This is a genomic window from Methylobacter sp. (assembly GCF_030680395.1).
Classification (GTDB): domain Bacteria; phylum Pseudomonadota; class Gammaproteobacteria; order Methylococcales; family Methylomonadaceae; genus Methylobacter_A.
This window is the reverse complement of record NZ_JAUXVR010000028.1, coordinates 1-14767: the sequence shown is the minus strand read 5'-3', so window position 1 is coordinate 14767 and position 14767 is coordinate 1. Positions and strand designations below refer to the sequence as shown.

Annotated in this window: 13 protein-coding genes; 10 read left to right on the top strand and 3 right to left on the bottom strand. The window is 49.3% G+C overall.

The annotated features are described in order from the left end of the window. The first annotated feature begins 5 nt into the window (after nucleotides 1-5). A complete protein-coding gene (locus tag Q8L79_RS12245; protein WP_305271655.1) occupies nucleotides 6-1238 on the top strand; it encodes a DegT/DnrJ/EryC1/StrS aminotransferase family protein in 1233 nt (410 codons plus the stop codon). A gap of 12 nt (nucleotides 1239-1250) precedes the next feature. Next, nucleotides 1251-2834: a hypothetical protein gene (locus Q8L79_RS12240; protein ID WP_305271653.1), complete on the top strand. Its 1584-nt coding sequence runs from the start codon at nucleotides 1251-1253 to the stop codon at nucleotides 2832-2834. A gap of 3 nt (nucleotides 2835-2837) precedes the next feature. Here the strand turns inward: Q8L79_RS12240 and Q8L79_RS12235 are convergent, their stop codons facing one another. The 3 genes from Q8L79_RS12235 to Q8L79_RS12225 all read right to left on the bottom strand — a co-directional run bounded on the left by Q8L79_RS12235 (nucleotide 2838) and on the right by Q8L79_RS12225 (nucleotide 6569). Next, nucleotides 2838-3596, bottom strand: coding sequence for a sulfotransferase (locus tag Q8L79_RS12235; protein WP_305271652.1), 759 nt, complete (start codon nucleotides 3594-3596; stop codon nucleotides 2838-2840). After that, the gene (locus Q8L79_RS12230; protein WP_305271650.1) at nucleotides 3596-4534 is read right to left on the bottom strand and encodes a glycosyltransferase family 2 protein; all 939 of its coding nucleotides are present in this window, start codon (nucleotides 4532-4534) and stop codon (nucleotides 3596-3598) included. Before Q8L79_RS12230 ends, Q8L79_RS12235 begins: the two co-directional genes overlap by 1 nt. A 280-nt stretch (nucleotides 4535-4814) precedes the next feature. Continuing rightward, nucleotides 4815-6569, bottom strand: a complete 1755-nt coding sequence (locus Q8L79_RS12225; protein WP_305271648.1) for a hypothetical protein — start codon at nucleotides 6567-6569, stop codon at nucleotides 4815-4817. Between the two features lie 140 nt (nucleotides 6570-6709). Here Q8L79_RS12225 and rffA point away from each other — a divergent pair, with 140 nt between their 5' ends. The 8 genes from rffA to rfbC all read left to right on the top strand — a co-directional run. Continuing rightward, nucleotides 6710-7855 carry a dTDP-4-amino-4,6-dideoxygalactose transaminase gene (gene rffA / locus Q8L79_RS12220; RefSeq protein WP_305271646.1) on the top strand — a complete coding sequence of 382 codons (1146 nt, stop codon included), beginning with the start codon at nucleotides 6710-6712 and terminating at the stop codon, nucleotides 7853-7855. Continuing rightward, nucleotides 7852-8457 (top strand): adenylyl-sulfate kinase, encoded by a 606-nt coding sequence (gene cysC, locus Q8L79_RS12215; protein WP_305271644.1) that lies wholly within the window; start codon nucleotides 7852-7854, stop codon nucleotides 8455-8457. Before rffA ends, cysC begins: the two co-directional genes overlap by 4 nt. Nucleotides 8458-9001: 544 nt before the next feature. Beyond that, nucleotides 9002-10087 (top strand): GDP-mannose 4,6-dehydratase, encoded by a 1086-nt coding sequence (gmd, locus tag Q8L79_RS12210; protein ID WP_305271643.1) that lies wholly within the window; start codon nucleotides 9002-9004, stop codon nucleotides 10085-10087. Beyond that, on the top strand, nucleotides 10056-11051 hold the full coding sequence (locus Q8L79_RS12205) for a GDP-mannose 4,6-dehydratase (protein ID WP_305271641.1): 996 nt from the start codon (nucleotides 10056-10058) through the stop codon (nucleotides 11049-11051). The genes gmd and Q8L79_RS12205 overlap by 32 nt, the downstream gene beginning before the upstream one ends. 414 nt (nucleotides 11052-11465) lie before the next feature. Further along, nucleotides 11466-12533 (top strand): dTDP-glucose 4,6-dehydratase, encoded by a 1068-nt coding sequence (gene rfbB, locus Q8L79_RS12200; RefSeq protein ID WP_305271639.1) that lies wholly within the window; start codon nucleotides 11466-11468, stop codon nucleotides 12531-12533. Nucleotides 12534-12671: 138 nt separating this feature from the next. Next, nucleotides 12672-13574, top strand: coding sequence for a dTDP-4-dehydrorhamnose reductase (gene rfbD, locus Q8L79_RS12195; protein WP_305271637.1), 903 nt, complete (start codon nucleotides 12672-12674; stop codon nucleotides 13572-13574). Continuing rightward, nucleotides 13571-14458, top strand: a complete 888-nt coding sequence (gene rfbA, locus Q8L79_RS12190) for a glucose-1-phosphate thymidylyltransferase RfbA (RefSeq protein WP_305271635.1) — start codon at nucleotides 13571-13573, stop codon at nucleotides 14456-14458. Before rfbD ends, rfbA begins: the two co-directional genes overlap by 4 nt. After that, nucleotides 14455-14767, top strand: a 313-nt coding sequence (rfbC, locus tag Q8L79_RS12185; RefSeq protein ID WP_305271634.1) for a dTDP-4-dehydrorhamnose 3,5-epimerase, incomplete at its 3' end; no start/stop codon positions are given. The genes rfbA and rfbC, both read left to right, overlap by 4 nt.

Sequence of the window (14767 nt, the reverse complement as noted above, 5' to 3'; positions counted from 1 at the left end):
ATAATATGAAATTTACGCTTGATAAAATTCCTAGAGGAATGATTTACCACAAGATTATTGAAAGCGTTGGGTATTTTATGACTTCGTTTTTTATGCCGTTAGATGATCATTCTACAATCAAAAAATTTGAGAGTAAGTTTGCCGAGTATTGCGACCGTGAATATTGTGTGGCATTTCCATTTGCAAGAACTGCAATTTATTTCGCGCTGAAAAATCTCAATCTCTCAAAGGGTAGCGAGGTTATTTTGCCGCCCATTACAATTAAAGGGATAGTTGATGTAATTTTAGCGTTAGACCTTGTTCCTGTTTATGTTGATTGGGACATCGATACGTTAAACTTTCAGTTGGATGATCTTCATCGCAAGACAAGCCCCAAAACAAAGGCTGTGGTCATTACGACCTTGTTTGGGTTGGTACCTGATATGAAGGTGTTGGTTGATTTCTTCAGAGACAAGGGAATATTCATTATTGAGGACTTTTCCCAGTGTTTGAACGGCAGTTTCGATGGCAAACGTGTCGGTACATTTGGGGATGTCGGGATATATAGCTGTTCCTCAATAAAGACGCTGGATACCCTTGGCGGAGGTCTTGCGATAACAAGCGACACCGCAACGTATGAGGCGCTAAAAAAATCACAGGCGGGTCTTTCACTGGCAGACCGAAAATTCCTGATCAAAAAAGCCTGGGTGAATTTGGTTAGAAATGTTGCTACAACCCGGTTGATTTTTTCCCTTGCCGTGTTCCCGTTATTGCAAATCATGCGAAGATTTAATCCAGAAGCGACACTTAAGCAGACGGGTTCTCGCAATAAAGACAGGTTGCCAACGCTGCCAAAGGTGTGGTTTTCCAGCTACAGTTCCTTCCAGGCAAATATTGGCCTTGCTCATATTGATGGAGTCTCTGCGAGCGACCAGATACGCATTGATAACGCGAATTTTTTGAAGGCCAGATGTGATCTGGATAAATTTCCAAAAACAACTAAAAGCTCCGCCAATGTTTATTGGCAGTTGGTGATGGTGCAAGATCCCAAAAAGGCGCAAGAAGTTTTTGCAAGGCATGGGATCGATACCGCAACAACCAGTTTGGAATTGGTTGCTGCTCTGGAGAAATACCCCAATAAGACGATGACGCCTGTGGCCGAGAAAATTTATCATAATGGCATCTTTCTTCCGTGCTTTCCCGGTCTAAGTAACGCCGACCTGGAACGGATTGTAAATGCGACAAATCAATTAATTTAATAGCGACTGGTTATGACCATTGAAGTGGCGGTGATAGGAAGTGGGTTGTCTGCAATCGGTGCGGTAAAGGCGCTTCAGAAGCTTGGTTTTAAACCGACTGTGCTGGATTGTGGAGAAACTTTAGATTTGGAGCGATCCAATCTGGCAAATACCCTGGCAGGTAAAAATCCAAGCGAGTGGTCGGAGCAAGAAAGAAAGGCGCTTAGTCAAAACTTTACAGTTGATAAAGGTGATGCGATACCAAAAAAGCTGCTTTTTGGCTCTGATTATTTCTACGGAAAATCTAGAAGCGATGCACCCGTTGAGAGCGAAGGAAATCTACCGCCATTCAGCTACGCTTTAGGGGGCTTTAGCGTGGGTTGGGGGGCTGCATCATTGCCTCCTCAAGCGTGTGATGTAAACGATTGGCCTGTTAGTATCGATGAAATAAATAAATATTGCGAAATAGCGGTCGCGGACCTTCCTTATTCGGCAAAGGAGGATGGATTAAGTTTAAATTTTGAAATTTTACAAAGCGATCCAAAGGCGCTTCACCTCAATGAAGCCGAAAGGATGGTTCTTGATCGGCTGAATAATGCATCGATTCTTGAAAAAGATACGCTTGTTTTTGGTCAGTCGAGATTGCTTGTAAGCCCAGAAACTACGGATAAGTTTGTGGGTTGCAAGTACTGCGGTCAGTGTATGTCAGGCTGTGTTTACAAATCCATTTATAAAGCTAGCGACGATATTTTACTTTTAAGTAATCAAGGGGTTATTGATTACAAATCGGGGTGCCTTGTTCTGGACGTGTCGGAAGCAGATGATCGAGTCAAGGTTAAATACCTTGATGCGAAGGGGTGCGAAAATATCGGTGAATTCGATAGAGTATTTATTGCGGCGGGTGCTGTCAATAGCACCCGGATAGTTTTAAATTCATTAAAAATATTTGATGAAAAAGTAAAGCTCAAGACTAGAGGCGGTTATGTGATGCCTGTATTCAGTTTTAGAAAATTGCCGATAGACTGGCCAAACTGCAATACACAGCCCGGAATTTTTTTAGAGTTTAAAGGGGGATGGCTCAAGCATTGGACGCATGTGCAAATATCAACAGCTAATGAGCTGCTATTTCAGAAGCTCAAAATTCAGCCGGGTGCTAGCGGTTTGGCGGCGCGCGTGAAGCAGTTTATGGTCGAGCATGTGATGCTGGCATTCGTCAATTTCCACTCTGATTATGCCGGATATTACGAGCTCTGGCTCACTCAGTCCGCTGAAAAATCGAACACCAATCATCTTCATTCACGTCACCACAAATCAGGCTCTCATTTGTTGGTCTTTGCATTGTCGGCTTTAAGACTGTTGAAAATATGCTGGAAAATCGGGTGTTTGCCCATCATCCCGTTCGCAAAAAATAACAGTGGTTCGTACCATGTGGGGGGCTCGTTACCGATGAGAGCCGGGGGTGGCGATAATCTTGAAACTGACGATCTGGGTAGGCTCAGCGCTTGGCAGCGTGTGCATATTGTGGATACGAGCACATTCCCTTCTTTGCCCGGAACTACTGTTGGGCTTTTGGCGATGGCTAATGCGATGCGAGTTGTAGAGAAAATACGCTGGTGAAAATCACAGTTTATCCCAGTGCCGACGCCACGTTTCGATTCTGTGTCCAAGCAGGTTTTCTAGCTGCTCCAAGGATTCCCGGTATCCTAACGCAAGAGAACGAAAGGTCTTGGAATGATCTTGCTCTTTTTGGACGGTAGGATTATAGATTTTACCAAAAGAGTCCGGCTTAAAGTCGTCATCAACACCCAGCCAGCGATAAAGGCGCTGCACACTTTCCGGTTTACAAACGAGCTCTTCGAAAATCAGAATCTCAAGTTGGCTGCGGTCGAAAATAGTGAGGTAAGTCTCGATATAATCGATGTAGTGTCCGCGTTTGCAGTAGGCGTAGGGATTGACCGATGTCGAGAATGAAGCATCGGCTAAACGAATCGGCTCGGCTTTCAACGCATCTTCAAATGTCAGGTCCTCAAGTTGGTGTGCTGCGCTGAAGCGGTAATTTGAATAGGCCCGAATCACAGGGTCGCGCAGAATCATCAATATTCGTGCGTTCGGATAGAACTGATGAATCCTGTTTGCAGCTACTACACTTTCAATATAGGACGTGCTTTTTTCGCCAAGATATCGGGTTTCTTTACTATGACCGCTAAAGTAGGCGTTTTCGTAATATGCGTGCCCTTTTGCATAAAGTTGGTCGTCCAGGAAGAATTTCGGCTCAGGGCGAACCGGCCGCGACATACTAATTTTCGGGTGCTCGTCAAGTATGTGATAGAGGTAAGTCGATCCTGAACGTTGAGCGCCGGTGATGAACAAATGATTCATTAGCGGACGATCTCGTTGATCTCGTAACAATTTTGAGTTTGGGAGCCGACCTCTCGCAGTACACGGATCAGGTATTCACCGATTACACTCAACATCAGAATCAATACGCCGTTGAAGAAAGATAACAAAACTACCAAAGTAGCCCAGCCCGGTGCTACGGTTTTGTTAAACAGGGCATCCAATAAATAGAAAGCGCCTAGTAAAAAGCTAATGCTTGCGACCACGAAACCAAAGGCAGAACCGTAGTGCAGGGGAATTGACGAGTGGTTGAAGAGGATAGTCGTCATCAGGCGCATAATCTTACGCCATGTGTAGTTCGATGTGCCCACTAGCCGGGGGAGATGGCGAACCAGGACATTACAGCGGCGAGCGGAATATTTAAGCACCAGTCCGGGTATATAAGGCGAAAATGAACGATCTCGGCACACCCGGTCAACGACATCCCTGTGTATGATTCGAAAGTTGGTCAGTATGAGGTCATCTTTCACATCGAATACCTTCCTGTTCAACCAGCCGACAAGGCGACTTCCTACGCGACGAACGAGTGAATGTTTTTTGCTTTTGAAGCGGCCAATAACTAGATCGTAGCCGTTCATAACAGTCTCGATCAATTTACCAATTTCTTCTGGGGGATTCTGCAGGTCATCATCCATGGTGATCAGGTAATCTCCCTTCGCTTCCCGGAAGCCGCATATATTAGCATGGTGCTGGCCATAGTTTTTCAGCAAGTCAATTGCAACGACTTCAGGGAAGTCTCTCGCCAGATCTGAAATTACTCTCCAGCTACTATCTCGACTACCGTCATTTACCAGAATGATCTCAAACCGCAGTGTTTGTGACAGAAAAAAATTGCGCACCAACGCGACTGTTTCCGCTACGACAGCCTCACTGTTATAAACAGGAATTACAACGCTGTATAAGTAATCGTTTTTTGCCATTGTTTCACTCATCACTTGCCCGGTCTCCAATCAATTTGAAATCGCAACATGAACAGCTGCCATATTAATAATTACTAAGCCAATCTTTTTGTCGGACAGCATCAGTATTGAAATCATTTGTATTGTCTTATAACCCGTGCTTTGAATACGCATGGAATTAGCGTCTGTAGGAAGTCGGCTTACTCACCGAATTCAGTTTGGCAAGGTCCTAAACAAGAATTATGAAACTTTAGTATCGTGCTGCTGGTGCCGTAAGTAGTCAGTCACGTATATCCCACACTTACATTTCAATGCGCCACTTCGATAGCTCAGTGAAGTTGTTGGGTAATGTGGTCACATAAATTCCCGGATAAAACAGCGTTGGCGCTTGTTGCAGGGTCGGTACAACATTAATTGTCTTTGTTGCATTATTTTCGGAATAGGTTAAGAAGCGCGGTCTAGGGGAAGTTGAAATGACCTCGATCATGCGATTCTGTTGGTGCTGAAGCATAATCAGACAGTTTTTCAGTTTTGGGCAGTCATAATATAACGTTGTTGATAGTTCAGGCATATCCGATAATTGTAACGGGGAGAACTGGATATCGAGTCCTGTTTTTAGCTTAAATAGCCGTTGCCAATATTTCTCTGGCAGGGCACCGGGAGACCCGGCGACATCCCACAGCTGCGGCGCGATGACAAGTTTGGGTAATGAGCTGTCATTGTTACGCACCTGTAAGTGACGCATTAGCGTGGCGGCCACATTCCAGCGCGCGCTGTTAAGGTGCATGGCTTCAGAGACTTGGGCATTGAAAACATCAGTGGTAAGTGCGCCGATGCCGATGATTAGTGCAAGACCGTACGACGCTAATTTTTGTAGGTTAGATGATAGATATTTCAATACAAAAATAATTGCTGCGCAAATCAGCAGAATCGATCCGAAATAACTGAAGAAAGTAATATGGAGAGGGGCATAGCCCCCCCGGACGTATAATTGGTATGCTTGACTAAAGCTGATGATTGCGGGCGGTAGGATCAAGATGACCAGTCCGATAGCGACAATTCCTTTCAGTGCTGCTGAATTGATGAGTGGCGGAAGTCTATCTATGGTGATAAAGAATATTACAGCAACAAGGCAAGATCGAGCAATTTGTCCAGCCTCAATATTACCTATCATGGAGACAAAATCGTGCGCCACAGCGATGGCCGAATACAGATCAGTGCCGCCTACAATAAATGGCAAAACGTAACCGTTAAAAAAATGAAAAAGTGGAAGTGAGGCGCAGACATAATAAGCTACGGCATTTGCATAGCCAGATAGGAAGCCTACTGCATCAATTTTAATGGTATTGCCCGCGTAAGTCGTAGGGTGCGCCATATACCAAGCAACAAAAACTCCAGCATAAACAAGGCTGGTAGCAAGAAGAGCTAGAGTGGCTGGATTGGACAGTCGCTGCTTTAGCGTGCCTCCGTTTTGACGAAGTACAGCGAAAATAATATTTGTCGAAGCGAAGATCGCAAAAAGTGTTTCATGATGGGTGTAAGCCACGAAAGAAAGCGCACACGCAAACCATAGATAACCGGATTTTTTGTTACGAAGATAAGTCTCTATTGAAAAGAGCGCCGCTAACCACAGAAGAATGCCGGATGTGTACCGAAATGGATAAGATACCAACAGGTTGAAATGATATGTTACCGGGATGAATGACAGATATAATGTCACGAAAAGCAAGCCTAAGCGGACATGCCCAAGATAGTGCGCAAGAGCCAATATGCCAACCATGACTGCGGCTACGGCCCCATACAAGGCAATGTCCAATATTGGGGTATTCCATAACGCATTTGAAATCATCAAATATACTGTCGCGTAATACATACCGAAGCGGCCTGTATTTGTGGCATCTTCACCGGCAACTGCAAAGTAATCCTTGAACGAAACAACTGAGAACCACATGTCATCATAGTTTGTAAATCTTATGCCTATGAGATTGTCAAACGTCATCCAGCACAAGATAAGCGCAACAAAAAACGCCGCGCAAATTTTTTCTAGCTTTGACATTATGGGTCCTATCCTTGATAATCTTTTTTAAATTTATTCGGTAGCTGACTACAGTTCATGGATAGAATTGTACTACACGAGCCTCTAATGACAAAGTTCCGCCATAAGCTCCAGCATATTAAACATATCAAATTCAAATAATGACAATACGTTTCAATTTTCCCCACCAGGTAGGTACTGAAATTGAATACATTCGTGAGGCGCTTGAATGCGGGCGGCTCGCAGGTGATGGACCTTACACCAAGAAATGCTCGGAACTTCTAGGGGCTTATTTGGGCGCCAAGGATGTGCTTCTCACCCATTCGTGTACAGCGGCGCTTGAAATGGCGGCCATCTTGGCGGACATTCAGCCGGGTGACGAAGTTATCATGCCTTCCTATACTTTCGTCTCCACAGCAAATGCTTTTGTATTACGCGGAGCCATTCCCGTTTTTGTGGACATCAGGCCAGACACGCTGAACATGGACGAGAGTCTGATCAAGGCGGCAATAAGTTCTCGTACCAAGGCTATTGTTCCTGTTCACTATGCAGGGGTGGCCTGTGAGATGGACACCATCATGGAGATGGCCCGCCAACATGGCCTGCTTGTTATCGAAGATGCAGCGCAGGCACTCGGCAGTACCTACAAAAACCGAAAGCTCGGTACCATTGGTGACTTGGCTGCCTTCAGTTTTCACGAAACCAAAAATATCGTTTCCGGCGAGGGCGGGGCTCTGGTCGTTAACGACCTGCGGTTTTTCGAGAGGGCAGAGATAATTCGCGAAAAAGGCACCAACCGTTCTCGGTTTTTCAGGGGCGAGGTGGATAAATATACCTGGGTGGATGTGGGGTCATCCTACCTACCAAGCGAGCTTGTGGCGGCCTTCCTTTTTGCACAATTGCAACATATCGATGAAATCAACGGCAGGCGAATGGCAATTTGGAAGCGATACGAATCGGCATTGCGGAGCTTGGAAAAGAACGGTTTTGTTTCCCTTCCCATGATCCCATGCGAATGTGCCCACAATGCCCATATGTTTTATCTATTAACAAGAACTCACGATGAGCAGGTCGCCTTGTTGGCGGCACTAAAAGCGAAGGGGGTTAATGCAGTGTTTCACTATGTCCCCTTACATGCGACAGACGCAGGACGAAAGTTCGGTCGTGCCGGTTCCGCGATGTCGGTTACCGAAGATCTTTCTGATCGGCTCGTTCGACTGCCCCTCTATCCCGCTTTGACCGAAGACGAAATTGCATATATCTGTGCGACTATCGAAGAGTTTTTTGGGGATGGGAGGGGCTTATGAATACCTCAAATATTCACTGGCACGAAGCCGTTGTGAGCAGATTGCTGCGGGAGCGGATGAATGGCCACAAAAGTTTCATTCTCTGGTTTACCGGGCTATCCGGATCTGGCAAATCCACGTTGGCTCACGCAGTTGAGGAGGCGTTATATGAACGTGGTTGCCGAACCTTTGTGTTCGATGGCGATAACGTGCGGCATGGTTTGTGCTCTGATCTTGGCTTCTCGTCAGAGGATCGCGTGGAGAACATCCGACGCATAGGCGAAATGGCCAAGCTTTTCACTGAGGCTGGCGTTATCGCTCTGACGGCCTTTATTTCACCTTATCGTGCTGACCGCGCTCGGGTCCGCTCGCTTGTTGCTCCGGAAGACTTCATTGAGATTTACTGTCATTGTCCGCTGGAAGTGTGTGAACAGCGCGATGTGAAGGGTCTTTATGCCAAGGCGCGGCAAGGATTGATCAAAGACTTTACTGGCATTTCGTCTGTGTACGAGGCTCCGGAAACCCCAGAGCTGTCGCTTGATACCAGTAGTCTGCCACTAAAGGAATGCGTAGCACAGGTTCTTGCTTTGCTGGATAATCGTGGGATTAACCTTGGTTCATAGGTGATGTAGACGGGTAATTATGAATCGTAAGATATCTACGTTGTTGGGACGTAGCCAGAAGCTATAAAAACGGCCTCTATCATTCTTGCTTTCAATCGAGAACCGGCATTGAATGGTGTGTGCCGGGTACTGCGCGCACAGTTACTTACTTGATTAGGTAATGAAGGTGTTCGAGATAGGGCTAGGTATCGATCCCGATATCATGCGGCTAAATTAGATCTTAATGACTTTGAAGGCTTGGGGATTACAGTCTATTCTCGGAATAGATAAAGCGCCTCATTGTCGGGCGCTTGCAAAGTGGCATTTCGCATCTACTGAAAGCTCTCATGGCAGGATATGTTGCGTGAGAGTATATCAGGCGCGGACACTGTGTTACAGGCATCACCTGATTGTGATGCTAAGCTCAGCGCGGCAGAACGGGATGTCGGATGTGTGGTGCTGCCGGTTGAAAAGGAATAGAATGGCTTTGCTCCCTTCATGACAACATTTTATCGAACACTATTGACCTCGACGGTGTTAATTTAAATTTATAGGGAACAAGAAAATGACAAAAAAAGCACTTATTACAGGCATCACTGGTCAAGATGGCGCCTACCTTGCCGAATTTTTGCTCAAAAAGGGCTACGAAGTGCACGGCATCAAGCGTCGTGCCTCGCTCTTCAACACTGACCGCATCGACCACCTTTATCAGGATCCGCACGTCGAGAACAAAAACTTCATCCTGCATTACGGTGATCTCACCGATTCCACCAACCTGATCCGCATCATCCAGCAGGTACAGCCCGACGAAATCTATAATCTCGCCGCCATGAGTCACGTGGCGGTGAGTTTTGAAACGCCCGAATATACAGCCAACGCCGACGGCATAGGCACTCTGCGCATCCTCGAAGCTATCCGTATCCTTGGTCTCGAAAATAAAACCCGATTCTATCAGGCTAGCACCTCCGAACTTTACGGCCTGGTCCAGGAAACTCCGCAGAAAGAGACCACTCCCTTCTATCCGCGCAGCCCTTATGCAGTGGCAAAACTTTACGCTTACTGGATCACCGTCAATTATCGGGAAGCTTATGGGATGTATGCCTGTAACGGCATTCTCTTTAATCACGAATCACCGCTTCGCGGCGAAACTTTTGTTACCCGCAAGATTACCCGAGCCCTGGCGCGCATCAAGCTGGGGCTGCAAGACAGTCTCTATCTGGGCAATATGGACTCTTTGCGCGACTGGGGGCATGCTAAAGATTATGTCGAAATGCAGTGGCTCATGCTTCAGCAAGAGAAGCCTGAAGACTTCGTCATTGCCACTGGGGTGCAGTTTAGCGTGCGTGATTTTGTCAATGCCGCTGCGAAGGAGCTCGGCATTCAGGTTGATTGGCAAGGTCACGGGGTAGAAGAAACCGGCACAGACCAGAATGGCAAAGTCATTGTGAAGGTCGATCCCCGCTACTTCCGTCCTACTGAAGTCGAAACCTTGCTTGGCGACCCGACTAAAGCCAAGGAGAAGCTTGGCTGGACGCCCCAGACCAGCTTTGGTGAGCTGGTGGCAGAAATGGTACGCGAAGACCTGAAGAGCGCAGAGCGCGATGAGCTCGTCAAAAAGCATGGCTACGCCGCTTTCGATTACCATGAATAAGGATGCCGCCATGCCGGCGAGAAAAAGTGCGCTTATTACAGGTATTGGCGGCCAGGACGGCGCTTACCTCGCACAACTGCTGGTGAGCAAGGGTTATAAGGTGTTTGGTACATCACGGGATGCAAGCGCTTCGAGATTTGATTCGCTCGCACGTATTGGTGTTGCCCAGCAGGTCAGTCTGTTATCGATGGCGCCGCATGATTTCAAGAGTACGCTTACGGTGATCTCGAAAGTGCGTCCGGATGAGATTTACCATCTTGCCGGTCAGACTTCTGTTGGTTTGTCTTTTGAGCAGCCCTCAGAGACGATTGAGAGTATTACTATTGGTACGCTTAATATTTTGGAGGCTTTGCGCTTCCTGGATATGCCTGTGAGATTTTACCACGCAAGTTCCAGCGAATGTTTTGGTGATACCGGGGGCGTGCCGGCGGATGAGCATACGCCCTTTAATCCGGTAAGTCCTTACGCGGTTGCAAAAGCTGCATCGCACTGGCTGGTTCGCAATTACCGCGAAGCGCATAAAATGTTCGCGGCGAACGGTATTTTATTTAATCACGAATCCGAGCTTCGCCCGGCGCGCTTTGTAACGCAGAAAATTGTGCAAGCCGCATATCGAATTTCATGCGGATCGACAGAAAAGCTGATGTTGGGCGATTTGAGCATTTCACGTGACTGGGGGTGGGCGCCTGAATACGTTGAGGCAATGTGGCGGATCCTCCAGCTCGACTACGCAGACGACTTCGTTATTGCCACAGGGGAAACCAATTCGCTTGAGGATTTTGTCGATCAGTCTTTTGCGTGTTTCGGACTGGACTGGACTGAGCACGTGGTGCGCGACGATAAGCTCATGCGGCCGAATGAGATTTCCTGGAGTCAGGGAGACCCGGAAAAAGCCCGGAAGATACTTGGCTGGCAGGCTAGCAAGCGGATGAGGGATGTGGTTAAGATTCTCAGCATTGTCTAATCAGGCGAGCACTGGGCGAGGCTAGTACTCAGTCTTGTTATGTCGTGTAAAAATTGTTTAGCTCAGCGCGTAAATCCGCTCATCTCATTCGACAAGCTCAGGACAGGCTCAGGACGAACGGATTTACCTTTATCCGTCAAAATAAAACTAGTATTTAAGTACGATTTTTGACGGTTATTGAGTGGATGCGCGAGCGTTTCGAGGAAAAGGACTGTCAGAATGAACGTCAATACAGTCACTTTATTCTCAATTGACATAAGAAATTTGCCCCATCTTATCTCTGTAAGTTAGAATGAATAAAGGATAAGCAAAGCACGACTGATTGGCAGCAGACTTCTCGGTAGGTCATAAAAAAGCGCAAAAGCGTCTCGGCAAACATCCTTGCGGAGAGAACGGATATTTCAGGTATATTGAATGATTTTAGTAACGGGCGGTGCCGGGTTTATCGGTGCGAATTTTGTATTGGAATGGCTGGCACAATTCGACGAAACGGTCATTAATCTCGATGTGCTCACCTACGCAGGTAATCATGAGAACCTGGCTTCACTGGCTGACGATGAGCGCCATCTTTTCGTGCAGGGCGACATCGGCGATTCTGATCTGGTAGCCAGTCTGCTCTCCAGGCACCAGCCCCGCGCCATCATCAATTTCGCCGCAGAGAGCCATGTAGACCGCTCCATTCACGGTCCGGAAGACTTCATTCAAACCAACATCGTCGGTACCTTCCGGATGCTGGAAGCGGTGCGCGCCTACTGGAGCAACCTGCCGGACGAAGCCGGGCAAAGCTTTCGCTTCCTGCACGTTTCCACCGATGAAGTCTACGGTTCTCTGGCTAAAGACGATCCGGCCTTTACCGAAACCTACCGCTATGAGCCCAACAGTCCTTACTCGGCGAGCAAAGCCGCCAGCGATCACCTGGTGCGGGCTTACCATCACACCTATGGCTTGCCGGTGCTCACCACTAACTGTTCCAACAACTACGGCCCTTACCACTTCCCGGAAAAGCTCATCCCGCTGATGATCGTCAATGCGCTGGCAGGCAAGTCCCTGCCCGTATACGGCGATGGCCGGCAAATCCGTGACTGGCTCTATGTCAAAGACCATTGCAGCGCCATCCGCCGCGTACTGGACGCCGGCAACGTCGGCGAGGTCTACAACATCGGCGGCTGGAACGAAAAACCCAACATCGGCATCGTGCACACTGTGTGCGCGCTGCTCGACGAACTGCGGGTTCGAGACGACGGCAAGAGCTATCGCGAACAAATTACCTACGTTACCGATCGTCCCGGCCATGACCGCCGTTATGCCATTGATGCGAGCAAGATAGAGCGTGAGCTCGGCTGGAAGCCGGCGGAAACGTTCGACACAGGCATCCGCAAAACCGTGCAGTGGTATCTGGAAAACCAGAGCTGGGTCGCCAATGTCCAATCCGGTGCCTACCGCGAATGGGTTGAAAAAAACTATACAGGGCGTGCCGTATGACAAGTGCGCAGGGAGCCCATTCGCACGGCATCGCCGCCCACAGTGTGTCGGGCAAGGGTAGCTTGACATGACAAATACGTCAGGAACGTATTTGTACGGCATCGCCGCCCGCAGGGTGTCGGGCAGGGATAGCTCGACATGAAAATTCTCCTGTTCGGTAAAGGCGGTCAAGTCGGCTGGGAATTGCAACGCAGTCTGGCGCCGTTGGGTGAGCTGGTGGCTCTGGGGACCGGTAGTCAGGAACTGTGCGGAGATTTCACTAACCTGGAAGGCATCGCTCAAACCATCCGCATCGTCGCACCGGATATCATCGTCAATGCCGCTGCGCATACTGCGGTCGATAAAGCCGAGAACGAGTTAGAACTTTCCCGAGTCATCAATACAATGGCTCCCGGTGTTCTGGCCCAAGAAGCCAAGCGTAGCGGGGCATGGCTCATTCATTACTCTACCGATTATGTATTCGACGGCAGTGGTGACAAGCCATGGCTGGAAACCGGCCCTACCGGTCCGCTGAGTATCTATGGTAAAACCAAACTGGAAGGTGAAGAGGCCATTCGCGCTATGGACTGCAAACATCTTATCTTCCGTACCAGCTGGGTTTATGCCGCACGCGGCGGCAATTTTGCCAAAACCATGCTACGTCTGGCCCAAGAGCGGGATCGTCTCTCAGTGATTGACGACCAGATCGGTGCACCTACCGGCGCCGACCTGCTGGCTGACGTAACCGCCCACAGTATTCGCTCGGCTTTGCAGCGTCCGGATGTAAGCGGCCTCTACCACTTGGTGGCAGGGGGCGAGGCTTCCTGGCACGGCTACGCCAGTTTCGTCATTGATTTCGCTCGTCAAGCCGGTCTCGATATCAAGGTTGCGCCGGATGCGATCGAGCCCGTACCTACCAGCGCATTCCCATTGCCAGCCCCGCGGCCTAAAAACTCGCGCCTGGATACCCGCAAATTGCAAAACACCTTCGGCTTGAATCTGCCCCACTGGCACAGCGGTATCACGCGCATGCTGACCGAAACTCTTGAGAGGCCATTATGACCCAACGCAAAGGCATTATTCTGGCCGGCGGCTCCGGCACCCGGCTCTACCCGGTGACCAAAGTGGTTTCCAAGCAACTGCTGCCCATTTACGACAAACCGATGATTTATTACCCGCTCAGCACCCTGATGCTGTCGGGCATGCGCGATATCCTGATCATCTCCACCCCGCAAGATACACCGCGCTTCGAGCAACTGCTCGGCGACGGCAGCGAATGGGGCCTGAACCTGCAGTACGCCGTGCAACCCAGCCCGGACGGCCTTGCCCAGGCCTTCATCATCGGCAAAGACTTTATCGGCAACGCCCCAAGCGCGCTGGTGCTGGGCGACAACATCTTCTACGGCCATGACCTGCAAACCCAGCTTGAGCAAGCCATGGTGCGCACTCAAGGCGCAACCGTTTTCGCCTACCACGTGCAAGACCCCGAGCGCTACGGCGTAGTCGCGTTCGACAAGCAGGGCCGCGCCACCAGCCTCGAAGAAAAGCCGGCACAGCCGAAGAGCAATTATGCGGTCACCGGCCTGTATTTCTACGACAACCAGGTGGTCGATATGGCCGCCGACCTTAAGCCATCGGCTCGCGGCGAGCTGGAGATTACCGACCTGAACCGCATTTACCTGGAGCGCAACCAGCTCAATGTGGAAATCATGGGCCGAGGCTATGCCTGGCTGGATACCGGCACCCACGAGAGCCTGATCGAAGCCAGCAATTTCATCGAGACCATCGAACACCGGCAGGGCTTGAAAGTGGCTTGCCCGGAAGAAATCGCCTATCGCAAAGGCTTCATCGATGCCGGACAACTGGAAAAGCTGGTGCAGCCGCTCGCCAAAAACGGCTATGGGCAATACCTGCAGCGCTTGTTGAAAGAAGGAGAGCCCTCATGAAAGTCACCACCACCGCCCTTCCCGAGGTCCTGATCCTCGAACCCAAGGTGTTCGGCGACGAGCGCGGCTTCTTTTTTGAAAGCTTTAACCGCCGCCGGTTCGCCGAGCTCACTGGGCGCGATGTCGATTTCGTGCAGGACAACCACAGCCGATCGGCCAAAAATGTATTGCGCGGCCTGCATTACCAAATCCGGCAGCCGCAAGGCAAGCTGGTGCGCGTGGTGCAAGGCGCGGTCTTTGACGTGGCCGTGGACATACGGCGCAGTTCGCCCACCTTTGGGCGGCATGTCGGGCTGGAACTGTCGGCCG